Below are 16,532 nucleotides of genomic sequence, written 5' to 3' on the forward strand. Positions count from 1 at the left end.
GTTAGAATTCTCTTTCAGGGAAGCTTTTAGGCGACCGCTCCACTTCCTCAATTTCTTTCTGCCCTCTGGTCTAACGAATCATTTTCATCGTTATACTTTAACGGCAGCAATCATCAGAAACATGGGTCTCCGGTTCTCATCTCGCATGCCAGGAACCTGTTCAATCATCTCCGGTGATGGCTTGGATTCAGCCACCTGCCCAATAGCAAACCCCGCCTTAATCAGTTCATTGAGATGTGTTGCCAGTGTGCGATGATATTTGACCACGTCCTGATTCAGAAAGTTCGCCACACGCTTCCCTTCATCGTGGTAATCATCCAGGGGCCAGTGCAGAATCTCACCTTCGGGTCCGTAATGCCAATCCTGCGCAGCACGAGCGGTGAAGATGGGATGTTCAGATGAAAGGACAAACGTGCCACCTTGAACAAGACAGTCATTGATTTTGGCGTACACCGCGTCTAACCGTTCAATATAATGCAAAGCCAGTGAACTGATCACAACATCAAATTGTCCAGGTTCAAAGTAAATATCTTCAATCGCCAGCTGCTTGTACTGGATCTGTGGATCGTCTGTCATCTCACGAGCACGCTGGAGCATATTTTCAGACAGATCTACACCGATCACTGAACTCGCTTGTTGCTCTCGCGCATACCGGCAGTGCCAACCAAAACCACATCCCAAATCCAGCACACGCTTGTTCTTCAAATCAGGCAACAAGGTCTGCAATTCATGCCATTCCCCGGCCGCATCCAGCCCTTGAATTGATCGAGCCATCTTACTATAGTTGTCGAAAAACTCAGCTTCATCGTATTTATTTTGTTTCATCTAGAGATTCCTCCCGCCTTATGAATATCCACTACTCTACCACATAAACGATATTTAAACGCAAAAGTTGCCAAGCGAATTCATGCGTGTTATCATACAGAACGAACGTTCAGTATTATTAAATACAGAATGAACATTCAGTTTACTAACGGAGGTTATTATGAATACGAATTGGACGCATCCATTGGAAGGGCAATCTGTAGGTAAAGCTTTTATAAGCTACCTCGTGCCTTCTGTATTGGGGATGCTGGTAGTTGCTTTTAATTTTATTATCGACGGCATTATGGTTGGACACAAACTGGGTTCTACAGCAATGGCCGGGATCGGCATTGCCTCACCTGTCTACACGCTTTTTGTTGCCATGTCGCTATGGATAGGTATGGGCGGTGCAACCTTGTACTCCAATGCAATGGGTAGAAAAGATATAACCACAGCCAAACAAATTTTCACCAAATCCATTATGCTCATTATGCTAGTCACGATAGCTATTGGATATACTGCATATACCTTCAAAGACAAGCTGGTATACTCCCTCGGTGCTAACGCTGAGACCTTCCCGTTTGCTTCAGACTACATGAATATCATGTTGTTGTTCGGGTTCGTCTTCACCATTGAGAATGCACTCTCTGTCTTTGTTCGGAACGATGGGAATCCCAACACATCCATGTACGCTCAGATTACGTTTGCTGTAGCTAATATCATCATCAATTATGTAACATTGTATGTACTTGAGTGGGGTGTACGCGGTGTTGCCCTCGGTACAATTGTATCGGCATCCCTTGCGCTGCTTGTCCTGTTCACTCACTTTTTCAAAAAAACAAATAATCTCACATTCACCCGGTTCAAATGGAACAACAAATTGCTGGCCTCCCTGTTACTCATTGGCTTCCCCAGTTTTCTGGCTGAACTTGGTATGTCGGTCTTCTCCGTCTCTCATAACATCTCGATGGACCGCATAGCGGGTACGGATGGCGTAGCATCCTTTACCGTATTGAACTATATTCATGGTGTGGTACTGTTAGCATTCCTGGGTCTGGCATCCGCTGCTCAGCCTCTGGTCAGCTATTATCACGGTGCGAAACAGATGAAACGGGTACATCAAACGATACGTTTAGCCACCAAAACAGCGCTGGCATGCGGTATACTGTTACTGATTGTTGTTCAAATCGGTGCACCTTATTTCGTGCAAATCTTTGGAAACTTCAGTAGCAGCGTTACGGATAATGCCGTTTACGGATTACGCATATTTACATTTGCCTATGTGTTCATGGGTGTTAACTTTGTTATGAGCACCTATTTCCAATCTGTAGGTAATGCCAAAATGGCCATCTGGATCACAGCTGCGCGTGAGATGATCATCATGATTGCGTTAATTGCAGTCCTCCCTTCATTCTTCGGTGTTACGGGTGTGTGGCTTGCTGTTCCGTTATCTGAAATGCTGGTTCTCGTCACGATAGCCGTGTACTATAGAAAACGATCCCTTACGGATCGGATAAACGCGTTACATCCTGAATAACGTTAACAGATAGTATAACGGCAACAGATAGAAGATAAATAGAACGTAGATAGAATGTAGGTAGACCTCATAAATAATTAAATAAACAAATACATGAAGCCCTGCACGATCCATATAGATCGGTCAGGGCTTTGTTTTTTTCTAACTTAGATGTAATTAGATGCGTATATCAAATCGGCCATTACTGTCTGTCGTTGCGTTTGCAATCTCCTTAGGTGTAGCTAGACCCAATCCGTTGGACAGAGGTTGGGCAGGTGGCGCATCCTTCGCAACGGCTGTACCGGCTCCTTGAGAGCTTTGCTGGCAATCTGTGCCTCAATCTGCTTGATCTGCTGTTCAAGTTGTTTAGTCTTTGTCTCCTTAGTCTTCTCATCGTCCTTGCTTGATTGCACTAGAGTCTTCATATAAGTGAAGGTCTTGATACCGTCTTATCTGTAAAGTTAGTTGTTTCCCGATATAAAATAGTAAAACAAAAAGACACACTCGATATCATCAAGTGTGTCTTCATATTGCTTGGCGGCGTCCTACTCTCCCAGGACCCTGCGGTCCAAGTACCATCGGCGCTAGAGGGCTTAACGGTCGTGTTCGGGATGGGTACGTGTGGAACCCCTCCGCCATCGCCACCAAACGCGATTTGTCGAAGCATAGCTTCTTGAAATCAGATATGGAACTGAAAATCATACACACGTTCTGTGATGTACCGATTTTCATTTCAGAGATTGTTCCCTGAAAACTAGATTCGAAACGAAACATGCGAATTATCACTTGCAATTGGATAAGCCCTCGACCGATTAGTACTGGTCAGCTCCATGCATTGCTGCACTTCCACCCCCAGCCTATCTACCTCGTCGTCTTCAAGGGGTCTTACATACTGGGAAATCTCATCTTGAGGGGGGCTTCACGCTTAGATGCTTTCAGCGTTTATCCCTTCCGTACATAGCTACCCAGCGGTGCTCCTGGCGGAACAACTGGTACACCAGCGGTACGTCCATCCCGGTCCTCTCGTACTAAGGACAGCTCCTCTCAAATTTCCTACGCCCACGACAGATAGGGACCGAACTGTCTCACGACGTTCTGAACCCAGCTCGCGTACCGCTTTAATGGGCGAACAGCCCAACCCTTGGGACCTACTTCAGCCCCAGGATGCGATGAGCCGACATCGAGGTGCCAAACCTCCCCGTCGATGTGGACTCTTGGGGGAGATAAGCCTGTTATCCCCAGGGTAGCTTTTATCCGTTGAGCGATGGCCCTTCCATGCGGTACCACCGGATCACTAAGCCCGACTTTCGTCCCTGCTCGACTTGTAGGTCTCGCAGTCAAGCTCCCTTATGCCTTTGCACTCTTCGAATGATTTCCAACCATTCTGAGGGAACCTTTGGGCGCCTCCGTTACTCTTTAGGAGGCGACCGCCCCAGTCAAACTGCCCACCTGACACTGTCCCCGCACCGGATTACGGTACCAGGTTAGAACCTAGATACGATCAGGGTGGTATCCCAACGTTGCCTCCACAGAAGCTGGCGCTCCTGCTTCAAAGGCTCCCACCTATCCTGTACAGATCGTACCCAAATTCAATATCAAGCTGCAGTAAAGCTCCATGGGGTCTTTCCGTCTTGTCGCGGGTAACCTGCATCTTCACAGGTATTAAAATTTCACCGGATCTCTCGTTGAGACAGCGCCCAAGTCGTTACGCCATTCGTGCGGGTCAGAATTTACCTGACAAGGAATTTCGCTACCTTAGGACCGTTATAGTTACGGCCGCCGTTTACTGGGGCTTCGGTTCACAGCTTCGGGATTACTCCCTAACCACTCCCCTTAACCTTCCAGCACCGGGCAGGCGTCAGCCCGTATACTTCGCCTTACGGCTTCGCACAGACCTGTGTTTTTGCTAAACAGTCGCTTGGGCCTTTTCACTGCGGCCCCCTCGTGCTATTCACACTACCGGGGCACCCCTTCTCCCGAAGTTACGGGGTCATTTTGCCGAGTTCCTTAACGAGAGTTCTTCCGCGCGCCTTAGAATACTCTTCTCGCCTACCTGTGTCGGTTTGCGGTACGGGCACCATCACCTGGCTAGAGGCTTTTCTTGGCAGTGTGAGATCATGACCTTCGCTACTGTAATTTTCACTCCCCATCACAGCTCAGCCTTACAATGTGCGGATTTGCCTACACATCAGCCTTACTGCTTAGACGGACATCCATCAGTCCGCGTCACTACCCTACTGCGTCCCCCCATTGCTCATAACGGCTTACGGTGGTACAGGAATTTCGACCTGTTGTCCTTCGACTACGCCTTTCGGCCTCGCCTTAGGTCCCGACTTACCCTGAGCGGACGAGCCTTCCTCAGGAACCCTTAGGCTTTCGGCGGATCAGATTCTCACTGATCTTTTCGTTACTCATACCGGCATTCTCACTTGTATAATGTCCAGCGCTCCTTACGGTACACCTTCAACCCTTATACAACGCTCCCCTACCCCTGATACATCGTATCAAGCCATAGCTTCGGTGGTGTGTTTAGCCCCGTTACATTTTCGGCGCAGAGTCACTCGACCAGTGAGCTATTACGCACTCTTTAAATGATGGCTGCTTCTAAGCCAACATCCTGGTTGTCTGTGCAACTCCACATCCTTTCCCACTTAACACACACTTGGGGACCTTAGCTGATGGTCTGGGCTGTTTCCCTTTTGACAATGGATCTTAGCACTCACTGTCTGACTCCCGGAAGTAAGTCTATGGCATTCGGAGTTTGACTGAGCTTGGTAACCCTTGCGGGCCCCGCACCCAATCAGTGCTCTACCTCCACGACTCTGTTTTCCGAGGCTAGCCCTAAAGCTATTTCGGGGAGAACCAGCTATCTCCGAGTTCGATTGGAATTTCTCCGCTACCCCCACCTCATCCCCGCATTTTTCAACATGCGTGGGTTCGGGCCTCCAGTGCGTGTTACCGCACCTTCACCCTGGACAGGGGTAGATCACCCGGTTTCGGGTCTACGTCCACGTACTAATTCGCCCTATTCAGACTCGCTTTCGCTGCGGCTCCGGCTCTTCACCTTAACCTTGCACGGGAACGTAACTCGCCGGTTCATTCTACAAAAGGCACGCCATCACCCCTAAAACGGGCTCTGACTTTTTGTAAGCACACGGTTTCAGGTTCTATTTCACTCCCCTTCCGGGGTGCTTTTCACCTTTCCCTCACGGTACTGCTTCACTATCGGTCGCTAGGAAGTATTTAGCCTTGGCAGATGGTCCTGCCGGATTCATACGGGGTTTCACGTGCCCCGCACTACTCGGGATCCGTCTCGGAGGGAACCAACTTTCAATTACAGGGCTTTTACCTTCTTTGGCGGGCCTTTCCAGACCTCTTCGCTTAACCGGTTCCTTTGTAACTCCATGTGAGACGTCCCACAACCCCAAAGAGCAAGCTCTCTGGTTTGGGCTTCTCCGCGTTCGCTCGCCGCTACTGACGGAATCACTATTGTTTTCTCTTCCTCAGGGTACTTAGATGTTTCAGTTCCCCTGGTATGCCTCTGCACAACCTATGTATTCAGTTGTGAGTAACTGGAAATTACCCCAGCTGGGTTTCCCCATTCGGACACCCCCGGATCAAAGCTTGCTTACAGCTCCCCGAGGCAGTTTCGTTGTTCGCCACGTCCTTCATCGGCTCCTAGCGCCTAGGCATCCTCCGTGTGCTCTTAGTAGCTTAACCATATTACTCCGGTTTTGACTGCTCGCTTCCCTTGTTTTGCTTGCGCAAAGCCAAAAGTCACTCCCATTCAATACCATCGCAAAAGCAATTAACTACCGTTTTTATTGAAACTTGTTTACACAAGTTCAGCTAAAAAGGAATGTTCTAATTCGCATTTACTTTCGTTTCGATATCTAGTTTTCAAAGAACAAGCTCCATGCAAAAGCAAGCTGTTTGAGAGTTTGAGCTCTCAAAACTGAGCAACGAGTGAGTGTTTTGCAGCTAAGCTGCGTATTTGAATGTTTCCACGCGGGAAACGATTCTCCATAGAAAGGAGGTGATCCAGCCGCACCTTCCGATACGGCTACCTTGTTACGACTTCACCCCAATCATCTATCCCACCTTCGGCGGCTGGCTCCTTGCGGTTACCCCACCGACTTCGGGTGTTATAAACTCTCGTGGTGTGACGGGCGGTGTGTACAAGACCCGGGAACGTATTCACCGCGGCATGCTGATCCGCGATTACTAGCAATTCCGACTTCATGCAGGCGAGTTGCAGCCTGCAATCCGAACTGAGACCGGCTTTGTTGGGATTGGCTCCATCTCGCGATTTCGCAGCCCGTTGTACCGGCCATTGTAGTACGTGTGTAGCCCAGGTCATAAGGGGCATGATGATTTGACGTCATCCCCACCTTCCTCCGGTTTGTCACCGGCAGTCTATCTAGAGTGCCCACCCGAAGTGCTGGCAACTAAATATAAGGGTTGCGCTCGTTGCGGGACTTAACCCAACATCTCACGACACGAGCTGACGACAACCATGCACCACCTGTCTCCTCTGTCCCGAAGGAAAGGTACATCTCTGTACCGGTCAGAGGGATGTCAAGACCTGGTAAGGTTCTTCGCGTTGCTTCGAATTAAACCACATACTCCACTGCTTGTGCGGGTCCCCGTCAATTCCTTTGAGTTTCAGTCTTGCGACCGTACTCCCCAGGCGGAGTGCTTAATGTGTTAACTTCGGCACCAAGGGTATCGAAACCCCTAACACCTAGCACTCATCGTTTACGGCGTGGACTACCAGGGTATCTAATCCTGTTTGCTCCCCACGCTTTCGCGCCTCAGCGTCAGTTACAGCCCAGAGAGTCGCCTTCGCCACTGGTGTTCCTCCACATATCTACGCATTTCACCGCTACACGTGGAATTCCACTCTCCTCTTCTGCACTCAAGTCACCCAGTTTCCAGTGCGATCCGGGGTTGAGCCCCGGGATTAAACACCAGACTTAAATGACCGCCTGCGCGCGCTTTACGCCCAATAATTCCGGACAACGCTTGCCCCCTACGTATTACCGCGGCTGCTGGCACGTAGTTAGCCGGGGCTTTCTTCTCAGGTACCGTCACCTTGAGAGCAGTTACTCTCCCAAGCGTTCTTCCCTGGCAACAGAGCTTTACGATCCGAAAACCTTCATCACTCACGCGGCATTGCTCCGTCAGGCTTTCGCCCATTGCGGAAGATTCCCTACTGCTGCCTCCCGTAGGAGTCTGGGCCGTGTCTCAGTCCCAGTGTGGCCGATCACCCTCTCAGGTCGGCTACGCATCGTCGCCTTGGTGAGCCGTTACCTCACCAACTAGCTAATGCGCCGCAGGCCCATCCCCAAGTGACAGATTGCTCCGTCTTTCCAGTTCTCTTCAGGCGAAGAAAACAATTATTCGGTATTAGCTACCGTTTCCGGTAGTTGTCCCAAACTTGAGGGCAGGTTGCCTACGTGTTACTCACCCGTCCGCCGCTAACCATCAGAGAAGCAAGCTTCTCTTCAAGTCCGCTCGACTTGCATGTATTAGGCATGCCGCCAGCGTTCGTCCTGAGCCAGGATCAAACTCTCCAATAAAGATGAATTTCAGTAGCGCGGTTAAACGCTATGAAAATCATCTCAAATATTTGAAAAGAGCGATAAGCTCATTTTGAATCTGACGAGATTAAAAATCTCATTTGCGCTCCAGTCGATCCAAGCCGAGGCTTGTTTCAATCTTTCGCGTTCATTCTGCAAGCAGAATGTTTACTCACTCGTTGTTCAGTTTTCAAAGATCAAACATTCAATTTGTTGCTGTCTTTCATGTTGTCGTCGTTTCAGCGGCGACTTTTATAATATATCATGTTGAAGTTCTCTTTGCAAGCATTATTTTTCGATTATTTTAAATCACTTTATTTTCATGCTTGTTTCAGTGAACCGCTCCTAAAAAAGGAACGAAAATTAATTTACCATATGAATTTAGAAAGGTCAACCCTTTTTCGACAAATAGTTTAACCCTTATGACAAATTCGCTATGATCATGGTTCAGAGGTACAGCACCCACTTTTAAGAGCCGCACCTCACTTCCACTACTATACAGCTAATATATGACCAGCTTAATCATTACAGCTTCGACTTTTTCAGCTTCCCACCTCTTGCATACTTGGACAACTCTTTTGGCGGGGCAAAGCGTGCATACATACGGAACACAGTCTTATATCGGCTCGCGATAGCATATTTGATCTCTTGGTCAAGACGATTATCACTTAGATCGAACAGCATTTCATCTAACTCTTTACGCAGCACGTAGTCTAGTTCCTTGCATTCCTTCTCGTTAAACAACATACCCAGCATTAGAGTTCTCCTTTTTGTGCATAGCCTCTTTAATTACACTTACTCAGTTTCATGCAACACCCTTTGTATTCGCTTTTTGTGGGTGCTGCTGGAACCCGTTTTATTGTTATGGTCAACTTTCTGAAAATTTATGAATGCCGACCATCACAAAATTTTATCCTCTCACCAGAGCATATGTAAGTGTACTTTCAATGATTGCTGCAACAAGAAGCAAGATGACAACCCAGAAGGATGCGGTTAACGTTCTGTTCATGAATACTCTCCACCGTGTACCAATCGTATTTCGTTTGTCACTTCCAAGTCGGACAAGACTTTTGATAACCAGCCCACCAAACTTCAGTCCGAATGCACAAGCAATGATGATAACCGGAATCTCAATAATGCCATGTGGAAGTAAGCCCTTAACCACAATATCATAAAAGCTTGCCCCATAATTCATCGTGGTGTGCACTACAAATCCAAGGACCATACCATTGATTAACAGAAAGATAACCGGCAGGATTCCGAAGAATATACCGGCATAGATGACAAGTACGCTTTTGATCGCATTATTGAAAAAGATGAACAGGAAGAAGTTCCATTGCACATTGCCCCCCTGCTCCAGCCGTTCACTGACCTCTCGTAAGCCCCCAATTTGGTTTAACAATAATTCCTCTAGTGGACCTGTGCTCACCCATCCTGCCCCTATTCCTGCAGCAAATAAAACTACGGACCAGATCAATGCACTACGGATGGACCCAAGATCTTTAAGAAATGTACTGAATTTTAACATAATAACCTCCTGTAGAATCTAAAATGATGGACAAACAAGGATTAGTGATGAATAACTGGGCAGTACGAGCATACATTGGAGAGTAAACAAGCATTTCTTATGGGAGAGGGGCGCTTATTGAAATGAACTCGTTCTATGTATTTAGCGGCAAAAAGATTAAACGTTACCTGATTGTCCTGGTTGCTGCCGTCTTTGCGATCGGTATTATCTATCTGGAGAGCGGCAATGTCTCCGTATTCTCGGAAGAAGCACCATCAGCCGTCTACAGCGTTCCAACCGAGAAGAAGGTGATTGCACTAACCTTTGACATTAGCTGGGGTGATAAACGGACTGAACCGATTCTGAAAGTTCTTCAGGAGAATAAAGTGCAGAAGGCCACCTTTTTCCTTTCCTCCCCCTGGAGCAAGACACACCCCGAGATTGTCACAGCTATCAAAGATGCAGGGTATGAGATTGGCAGCCATGGACATAGACATGAAAACTACAGCAGCCTGACCGAGGAAGAAATTCGCAAAGAAATTTCGACAGCTCATAGCATTTTAACCGATTTAACGGGAAAAGAACCGAAGTTACTGCGTCTGCCCAATGGGGACTTTGATAAGCGTGTGCTCCAGGTAGCCAATAGTCTGAACTATCAGGTGGTGCAATGGGATACTGACTCCTTGGATTGGAAAAACCCTGGTGTACAGACGATTGTTGATCGAGTAGTAAGCAAAGCGCATCCAGGTGACATTGTGCTGCTGCATGCCAGCGATTCCTCCAAACAAACTCATGAAGCACTCCCTGTCATTATCGACAAATTAAAAAATCAGGGATATGAATTCGTCACTGTGTCAGAGTTACTGAACCATTCCAGTGTAGAAGGTAAGGAAGTCCGTGACCAAGCCAGCGGTCAGTAATTGCTAGATTATTGGAGCGACAGCTCAAATAGGGGTGCAAAAGTTGAAAAGAGCTAACCAGGTTAGCTCTTTTTGGTATGTTTTTATTTTCAAAATAAAATCTATGCTCGACTTTCCTTCAACGGCTCTGCCTTTCCACTTTCATTTACACTTTGGTTCGAAGACACATCCACCAGCCTGTGCAATATCAGCATTTGGTATGCATTACATAAGAGCAAGGGAACCACAATAAATATGGTTGCAGCATTCACATCAATGCGCAATACGCCGATCGTCTCCACTACGGTGACGGCAATCATGAAAAAGAGTGTCGGTACGAGCGCGGAAATATGAGTCAATCTCACCTTGACGTAAGCGGTAACAATTGCAGCTGCTAAAATAATGATACCGAGCACAATATCCGATATGCGTTCCCGATTCCCCCCTACAAACAGACGCAAAAACATCACGTCAAGCAGAGCTAACACCGTTAAGATAATTTGCACGATCTGCCAACCGCGCTTGGGAAATACACCTTTACCCATATAATTCAGTATCAGATATGCAAAGAAACCCATTTGTGAATACACGCTGATCATAACCCCGGATCCAAACAGGATTAGAAGATACAGAAGAAAATCATTTAATCCATTTGTCTTCTCCCCATTCACCAGCATCATAATTAATCCCGTACCCAATGATCCCGCGGCCCCAATAAGCAAGGCTGTCCAAAACAGGAAAAACCATTTACGTAAATTCAAATGTTTTCCACCCCCGAGTGTTTATTTTACCAACCTTCTCAGCAAAAAACCATCATTGCTCAACATATTTCCCCCTTTCCCATCACATACTACATCCAGTATCTAATCAAGGAGGGATTGTACACATGAAACGGCCTTTGTGGCAGCTATGCTGTGTCGTACTGGGGCTATCCGTCATGCTTGCCGGCTGCGGTTCAGATCAGAGTTCTTCGCCTCCTCAGGGCAGTTATAAAGAGATGAAAACGATGGTTGTAGATATTTTAAAAAGTGATGAAGGCAAGAAAGCAGTAGAGGAAGCTCTTACAGGTCAAAGCTCATCCAGCGGTGAGGGCGAAGGTGGAGGTTCAGAAGAAGGTGGTGGCGGATCGGGTGGTGGTTCGGGAACCATTGGTATGAAAATGTTAATGCCTGTGCAATCTTCGGAACAAATACGTATTGCAGTAAAAGATACCATCACCGCCCCTGAATACCAAAAGGAATTCGAGAAAATCATGACCGATCCAAAGTTTGCTGGAGAATTTGCCAAAGCAATCAACGCTCAAAGCAAACAGCTTCACATGCAATTGATTAAAGATCCCACGTACCAAAAATCTGTTGGGGACATCATGAAGTCACCTGAGGTCTCCAAGATGTTCATGGATATGACCAAGACACCGGATTATCGCAAACAGACGATGACTGTTATGCAGGAAGTAATGCAAAACCCGTTATTCCGTATGGAAGTACTCACTTTGCTCAAGAAGGTTGTACAGGAGGAATTGCAACCAAAAGTAGAAAGTGGCGGACAGCAGGGGCAAGAGCAAGGAGGACAAGAAGGTCAGGGCCAAGAAGGTGGCGGTGGCGAAGAAGGTGGCGGCAGTGGAGATTCTGGCAGCGGTGGAGGCTCATAAACAGTAGATGTTGGTATACCCTAGAAACTAAAAAGCCTGCATCCGAATGGACGCAGGCTTTATTTGTATTTATAACGAACACCGTTAGAATTTGGATTCAATGGACTGAGCGACTTCATCGTAGATGGCCCCGATACGGGAGTCTGCTTTGTATACAGACGGTGAGAAGTCAGGCTCGGAAGGATGATTATCCGGAGTACCCAAAGGAATCTGGGCAAGCAAGTTCGTATGCAGACTTTCTGCAAGCCTCCCCCCGCCTCCACGACCAAAGACATAATCCTTTTCTCCGCAACTGCCGCACTCGTAGTAAGCCATGTTTTCAACCACACCAAGTAACTCATGATCTGTCTGGATGGCCATGGCACCTGCACGCGCTGCAACAAAAGCTGCAGTTGCATGCGGTGTAGTAACGATAATTTCCTTGCTCTGAGGCAACATCTGATGCACATCCAGAGCGACATCACCCGTACCTGGTGGCAAGTCCAGTAACATATAATCCAACTCGCCCCACTGGACATCAGTAAAGAATTGACGCAACATCCGACCAAGCATAGGTCCGCGCCAGATTACCGGGTTGTTCTCACGAATAAAGAAACCCATCGACATAACTTTGACACCGAAACGTTCAACTGGTTGAATAACGCCATCTTCCACAACCGGATATTCTTCGATCCCCATCATGTCAGGTACACTGAAACCATAGATGTCAGCGTCAATTAATCCCACCTTCTTGCCTTGACGTGCCAAGGCCGCAGCGAGATTAACCGTCACTGTTGATTTACCAACGCCGCCTTTACCACTGGCCACAGCAATAAAACGAACGCCTGATTCAGGACTTAACAGTTCATGTCCATCCAGACCCGCTGCGTGACCTTTTACGAGCACTTCGTCCCGATCTTGCTCTTCATCGGGTTGTCCCATATTCAGGCTCTCACGATCATGCTCAGAAGCTGCACGCACGCGAATATGTACATCCTTCAATCCATGCTGGGATAACAGATTACGGGCAGCATCACTCAAGGCCGTTGTATCCTCAGGTCGGTTCTCCAGTGTCACCATGGTCAGAGCCACATGATTTTCTTTCACCATAACATCACGAATCCATTCCAATTCGGTCAGACTTACTCCCAATTGCGGTTCTTGTAATGGCTGTAATAGTTCAAGTATCTGTTCTTTTGATAACATCAGACAGCACCTCAGCTTTATCTATTGGCATGTAATTTAGGTATGCTGTTCCAATTATATCATTACCTTTCTTGTTCTGACTAACTTTTAGGCCGTTCTCCTGAGGAATATCTTAGAACCCCATTGTAAATCGAAGCAGCTACTTTACGTTGGTAGGCTTCATCGGCAAGCAGACGTGCCTCTTCCGGATGAGAAAGAAAACCTACTTCTACAAGTGCTGACGGGATCTTCAAAGCCTGTAACAGATAAACCGTGTTAACCGTTTTGGCGATTCGATCTGTATTCTCCAGATTACGAACCATCTCTTGTTGAAGCAAATTGGCCAGTCCTTCGTTATCCGGATGGTTAGGTGTATAGAAAACCTGCGCTCCACTCCATCGGTTAGAAGGAACACTGTTCATGTGAATGCTGATGAAAAGGTCTGCTTGCTTATCCTCTATTCGTCGCACTCTTTGCTTCAGATCTTCCGTCTTGCGTTTGGAGTATCCCTTAGTGTCCGAATCAGCCAGATCAGTGTCAATTTCTCGTGTCATAACCACTAAGGCACCTGCCTGTTGCAAATAATCTCTCACATACAGAGCGATAGACAAGTTGATATCTTTTTCAATAACCCCCTGTTTACTCACAGCTCCTCCATCCGGACCTCCGTGTCCTGCATCAATGGCAATGACTTTACCTGCCATTGGCAAACTCCAGTAGCCTGATGTCTTTGCAGAAGGTAACTCGTAGGACATTACTGCCACTAACATGGCCAACAGACAGAGGCTCAGCATAACCCTTTTAATTGTTTTTAACCTGATCCAGACTACAAAGTGCTTCCCCATATTTTTACGCATAAAAAAACCACCTCGTCCCTATAAATGACTCTAATCATCTATATGGGACAAGATGGACAAATATACCGTTAGGATCGGACTTGCTCCGCCATTCCTTCAATCAACACCTCGGCTACCTCAGGGCGTGTAAATTCAGGTGGGGGACACTGGCCGTCACGCAGCAACCCGCGCACTTTGGTCCCGGAAAGCGTCATGTGGTGCTCCTTATCATGTGGGCAAGTTTTGCTGGAAGCCATGTTTCCACATTTCTTACAGAAGAAACTATGTTCGAAGAACAACGGGGTAATCCCCAGTTCCTCCGCTGTAAAGTTAGTAAAGATCTCCTGTGCTTCATATGTTCCGTAATAATCACCTACACCCGCATGATCACGACCGACGATAAAGTGGGTACAACCGTAATTTTTGCGGACCATTGCATGAAAAATAGCTTCTCGTGGTCCGGCATATCGCATAGCTGCGGGGAACACACCAAGAAACGCACGATCAGCTGGATAATAATTCTCCAGTAATACCAGATAACTCTTCATGCGAACATCTGCGGGAACATCATCCGACTTCGTCTCTCCAACGAGCGGATTCAGGAAAAGTGCATCTACAATCTCCATAGCGCTCTTCTGAATGTACTCATGAGCCCGATGGACCGGGTTACGTGTCTGGAAACCGACTACCGTCTTCCAACCCTTCTCCTGGAAAATCTTCCGGGTATCTTCAGGATCATAATAGAACTCTTCGAACTTCACGGGTTTCGGACGATTCAGAACTTGGATTGGACCTCCTACATATGTTGCAGGGCGCTCCAACAGTTTTTTAACACCCGGGTGCTCTGGATCATCTGTTTTAAATACACGTCGCGCTTCTTCACCCTGATCCACCTGGTATATACTTTGGACTTCGAGCAATCCATAGGTTACCCCATCTTGATCACCAACAAGTTTCACAAGTTCACCAAGCTGAAGGGATGCCGCTTGTTTATCGTCAACAGCAAGTGTAATGGGTATACTCCAGACTGTCCCATCCGCGAGACGCATGCGTGACACAACTGAAAGATAATCTTCCTCATTCATGAAACCTTGAAGTGGTGAGAATGCGCCCACCCCAATCAGATCCAAATCTGATATCGTCCAGGTATTAATACGCAAAGAGGATAAATCCTTACTGTCTCGCAGTAGTTGCTCCCGTTCTTCTCCTTGTACGATACGCTGAACCAGCGTACCTCCATGAGGCAGAATCGATGTCATCTTGTCAGCTCCTTGTTTATCTATTATTTATGAAGGCCACATTCCGTTTTATCATTACCAGACCAGCGTCCAGCACGTGGGTCCTCGCCAGGCATTACTTGACGTGTACAATGCTCACAACCGATACTCGGGTAGTTTTGATCGTGAAGCGGGTTATATACTACGTTATTGTCACGAATATACTGCCAAACATCCTCCGTCGTCCAATGCGCAATTGGATTAAACTTCATCAGGCCGAACTTTGAATCATACTCAACCTTCTTCGAATTAGCACGAGTTGGTGCCTGATCTCTGCGGATACCTGTAATCCACGCATCATACTGTGAAAGAATACGTGTCAGCGGCTCCACTTTGCGGATATTGCAACATCCGTTGGGGTCAGACTTCCACATCTCTTCTCCATGTTGAGCTGCCTGTTCTTCAGGAGTAATCTTAGGAGAAACACGTACAAAATCAAGATTGTAGTTCTGCTGCATCTTATCGCGTGTCTCGTACGTTTCCTTAAAATGAAAATCCGTATCCAGATAAAAAATATCTGTGGATGGGCTGATCTTCTGAAGCATATCTACAAGTACAACATCTTCTGCACCAAAGCTACATGCAAAAGTGATATTTGGAAATGTTTCAATGGCATAACGAATAATATCCTCTGGACTTGCATGTTCCAGTTCCTCTGCCTTAGTCCGTGCCAGTTCTTCTTTCTCCAACAAGTTCATCCTGAATTTCCCCCATTCTACATTTCAATACTCCTCAATCATAAAACCGACTAATCTAATATGAATTATGTTTATTATAAATCTTTCATTGGGGATGTCAATGCCTACCATCTGGTAAAAAAAGATCAGTTCCTGTCTATTTAAACTGTCTCTTTCAGAGAATATTTTAGTTCAATTTATGCATCTATCCGTTATTCAGATAAAATCAATCATTTTGGACCAAATACCCCTGAAGGTGACAACCTGCCCTTTGACATTGGAAACCTTTGCTGCTACTGGGTTTGGAAAGTTCATGTACTAAGAGCAAAACCAAAATTTCACTGGTCAATTGGAAATGAGGGACGAGAAGAACAAGTTTTAAGCTGAGCAAGATTGCAATATGTCGCAATTGAAATGTAAGAGACTTTTATCGTATCCATAAGAAAAACTGATGAAACTAACACTAAAAAATAATGGGATAACAACATATGAACACATTCAGGAAATAGGCATAAGCCCGGCTAGATGGACTTATAAGGAACTGAAATAGATAGGGTAGTAAAGATGCAGAACGAGTACATCGAGAGAACGTATAACGGGCATAGGGGATAATTAAGGC

12 protein-coding genes and 3 rRNA genes are annotated in these 16,532 nt (G+C 46.7%); 3 read left to right on the forward strand and 12 right to left on the reverse strand.

From position 1 onward, the window contains the following. Window positions 1-90: 90 nt before the first annotated feature. Complete coding sequence (locus AC4G47_RS26820) at window positions 91-825, reverse strand: class I SAM-dependent methyltransferase (protein WP_491103608.1); 735 nt, start codon at window positions 823-825, stop codon at window positions 91-93. 160 nt (window positions 826-985) lie between these two features. Between AC4G47_RS26820 and AC4G47_RS26825 the strand changes: the two genes are divergently transcribed. Next, window positions 986-2,341: an MATE family efflux transporter gene (locus AC4G47_RS26825; RefSeq protein ID WP_491103609.1), complete on the forward strand. Its 1,356-nt coding sequence runs from the start codon at window positions 986-988 to the stop codon at window positions 2,339-2,341. Between the two features lie 221 nt (window positions 2,342-2,562). On the opposite strand, the gene AC4G47_RS26830 is transcribed toward AC4G47_RS26825, so the two are convergent. The 6 genes from AC4G47_RS26830 to AC4G47_RS26855 all read right to left on the reverse strand — a co-directional run bounded on the left by AC4G47_RS26830 (window position 2,563) and on the right by AC4G47_RS26855 (window position 9,430). Beyond that, complete coding sequence (locus AC4G47_RS26830) at window positions 2,563-2,745, reverse strand: hypothetical protein (protein ID WP_491103611.1); 183 nt, start codon at window positions 2,743-2,745, stop codon at window positions 2,563-2,565. A gap of 107 nt (window positions 2,746-2,852) precedes the next feature. Next, window positions 2,853-2,969 (reverse strand): 5S ribosomal RNA (gene rrf, locus AC4G47_RS26835). A 143-nt stretch (window positions 2,970-3,112) separates the two neighbouring features. Then, a 23S ribosomal RNA gene (locus AC4G47_RS26840) occupies window positions 3,113-6,040 on the reverse strand. A gap of 309 nt (window positions 6,041-6,349) precedes the next feature. After that, window positions 6,350-7,902: ribosomal RNA gene (locus tag AC4G47_RS26845) — 16S ribosomal RNA — on the reverse strand. The 16S, 23S and 5S rRNA genes sit together here, the layout of an rRNA operon. A gap of 525 nt (window positions 7,903-8,427) precedes the next feature. After that, window positions 8,428-8,658, reverse strand: a complete 231-nt coding sequence (locus AC4G47_RS26850) for a hypothetical protein (protein ID WP_458124231.1) — start codon at window positions 8,656-8,658, stop codon at window positions 8,428-8,430. A 154-nt stretch (window positions 8,659-8,812) separates the two neighbouring features. Then, window positions 8,813-9,430, reverse strand: a complete 618-nt coding sequence (locus AC4G47_RS26855; RefSeq protein ID WP_491103612.1) for a stage II sporulation protein M — start codon at window positions 9,428-9,430, stop codon at window positions 8,813-8,815. 122 nt (window positions 9,431-9,552) lie between these two features. On the opposite strand from AC4G47_RS26855, the gene pdaB reads away from it, so the two are divergent. Next, entirely contained in the window at window positions 9,553-10,329 is a 777-nt protein-coding gene (gene pdaB / locus AC4G47_RS26860) for a polysaccharide deacetylase family sporulation protein PdaB (protein ID WP_145326559.1), read from the forward strand. Between the two features lie 101 nt (window positions 10,330-10,430). Here the strand turns inward: pdaB and AC4G47_RS26865 are convergent, their stop codons facing one another. Then, window positions 10,431-11,069: a KinB-signaling pathway activation protein gene (locus AC4G47_RS26865; protein ID WP_458124233.1), complete on the reverse strand. Its 639-nt coding sequence runs from the start codon at window positions 11,067-11,069 to the stop codon at window positions 10,431-10,433. Window positions 11,070-11,194: 125 nt separating this feature from the next. Between AC4G47_RS26865 and gerD the strand changes: the two genes are divergently transcribed. Next, the gene (gene gerD / locus AC4G47_RS26870) at window positions 11,195-11,959 is read left to right on the forward strand and encodes a spore germination lipoprotein GerD (protein WP_458124234.1); all 765 of its coding nucleotides are present in this window, start codon (window positions 11,195-11,197) and stop codon (window positions 11,957-11,959) included. A gap of 84 nt (window positions 11,960-12,043) precedes the next feature. On the opposite strand, the gene AC4G47_RS26875 is transcribed toward gerD, so the two are convergent. The 4 genes from AC4G47_RS26875 to AC4G47_RS26890 form a co-directional block, all read right to left on the reverse strand. Continuing rightward, window positions 12,044-13,144, reverse strand: coding sequence for an Mrp/NBP35 family ATP-binding protein (locus AC4G47_RS26875; RefSeq protein ID WP_491103613.1), 1,101 nt, complete (start codon window positions 13,142-13,144; stop codon window positions 12,044-12,046). 80 nt (window positions 13,145-13,224) lie between these two features. Further along, window positions 13,225-13,980, reverse strand: a complete 756-nt coding sequence (gene cwlD / locus AC4G47_RS26880) for an N-acetylmuramoyl-L-alanine amidase CwlD (RefSeq protein ID WP_458124236.1) — start codon at window positions 13,978-13,980, stop codon at window positions 13,225-13,227. A gap of 68 nt (window positions 13,981-14,048) precedes the next feature. Beyond that, window positions 14,049-15,218 carry a sulfate adenylyltransferase gene (gene sat, locus AC4G47_RS26885; RefSeq protein ID WP_491103615.1) on the reverse strand — a complete coding sequence of 390 codons (1,170 nt, stop codon included), beginning with the start codon at window positions 15,216-15,218 and terminating at the stop codon, window positions 14,049-14,051. A 23-nt stretch (window positions 15,219-15,241) separates the two neighbouring features. Then, on the reverse strand, window positions 15,242-15,934 hold the full coding sequence (locus tag AC4G47_RS26890; RefSeq protein ID WP_458124238.1) for a phosphoadenylyl-sulfate reductase: 693 nt from the start codon (window positions 15,932-15,934) through the stop codon (window positions 15,242-15,244). Window positions 15,935-16,532 lie beyond the last annotated feature (598 nt).

The organism is Paenibacillus sp. Negev47, assembly GCF_058313655.1.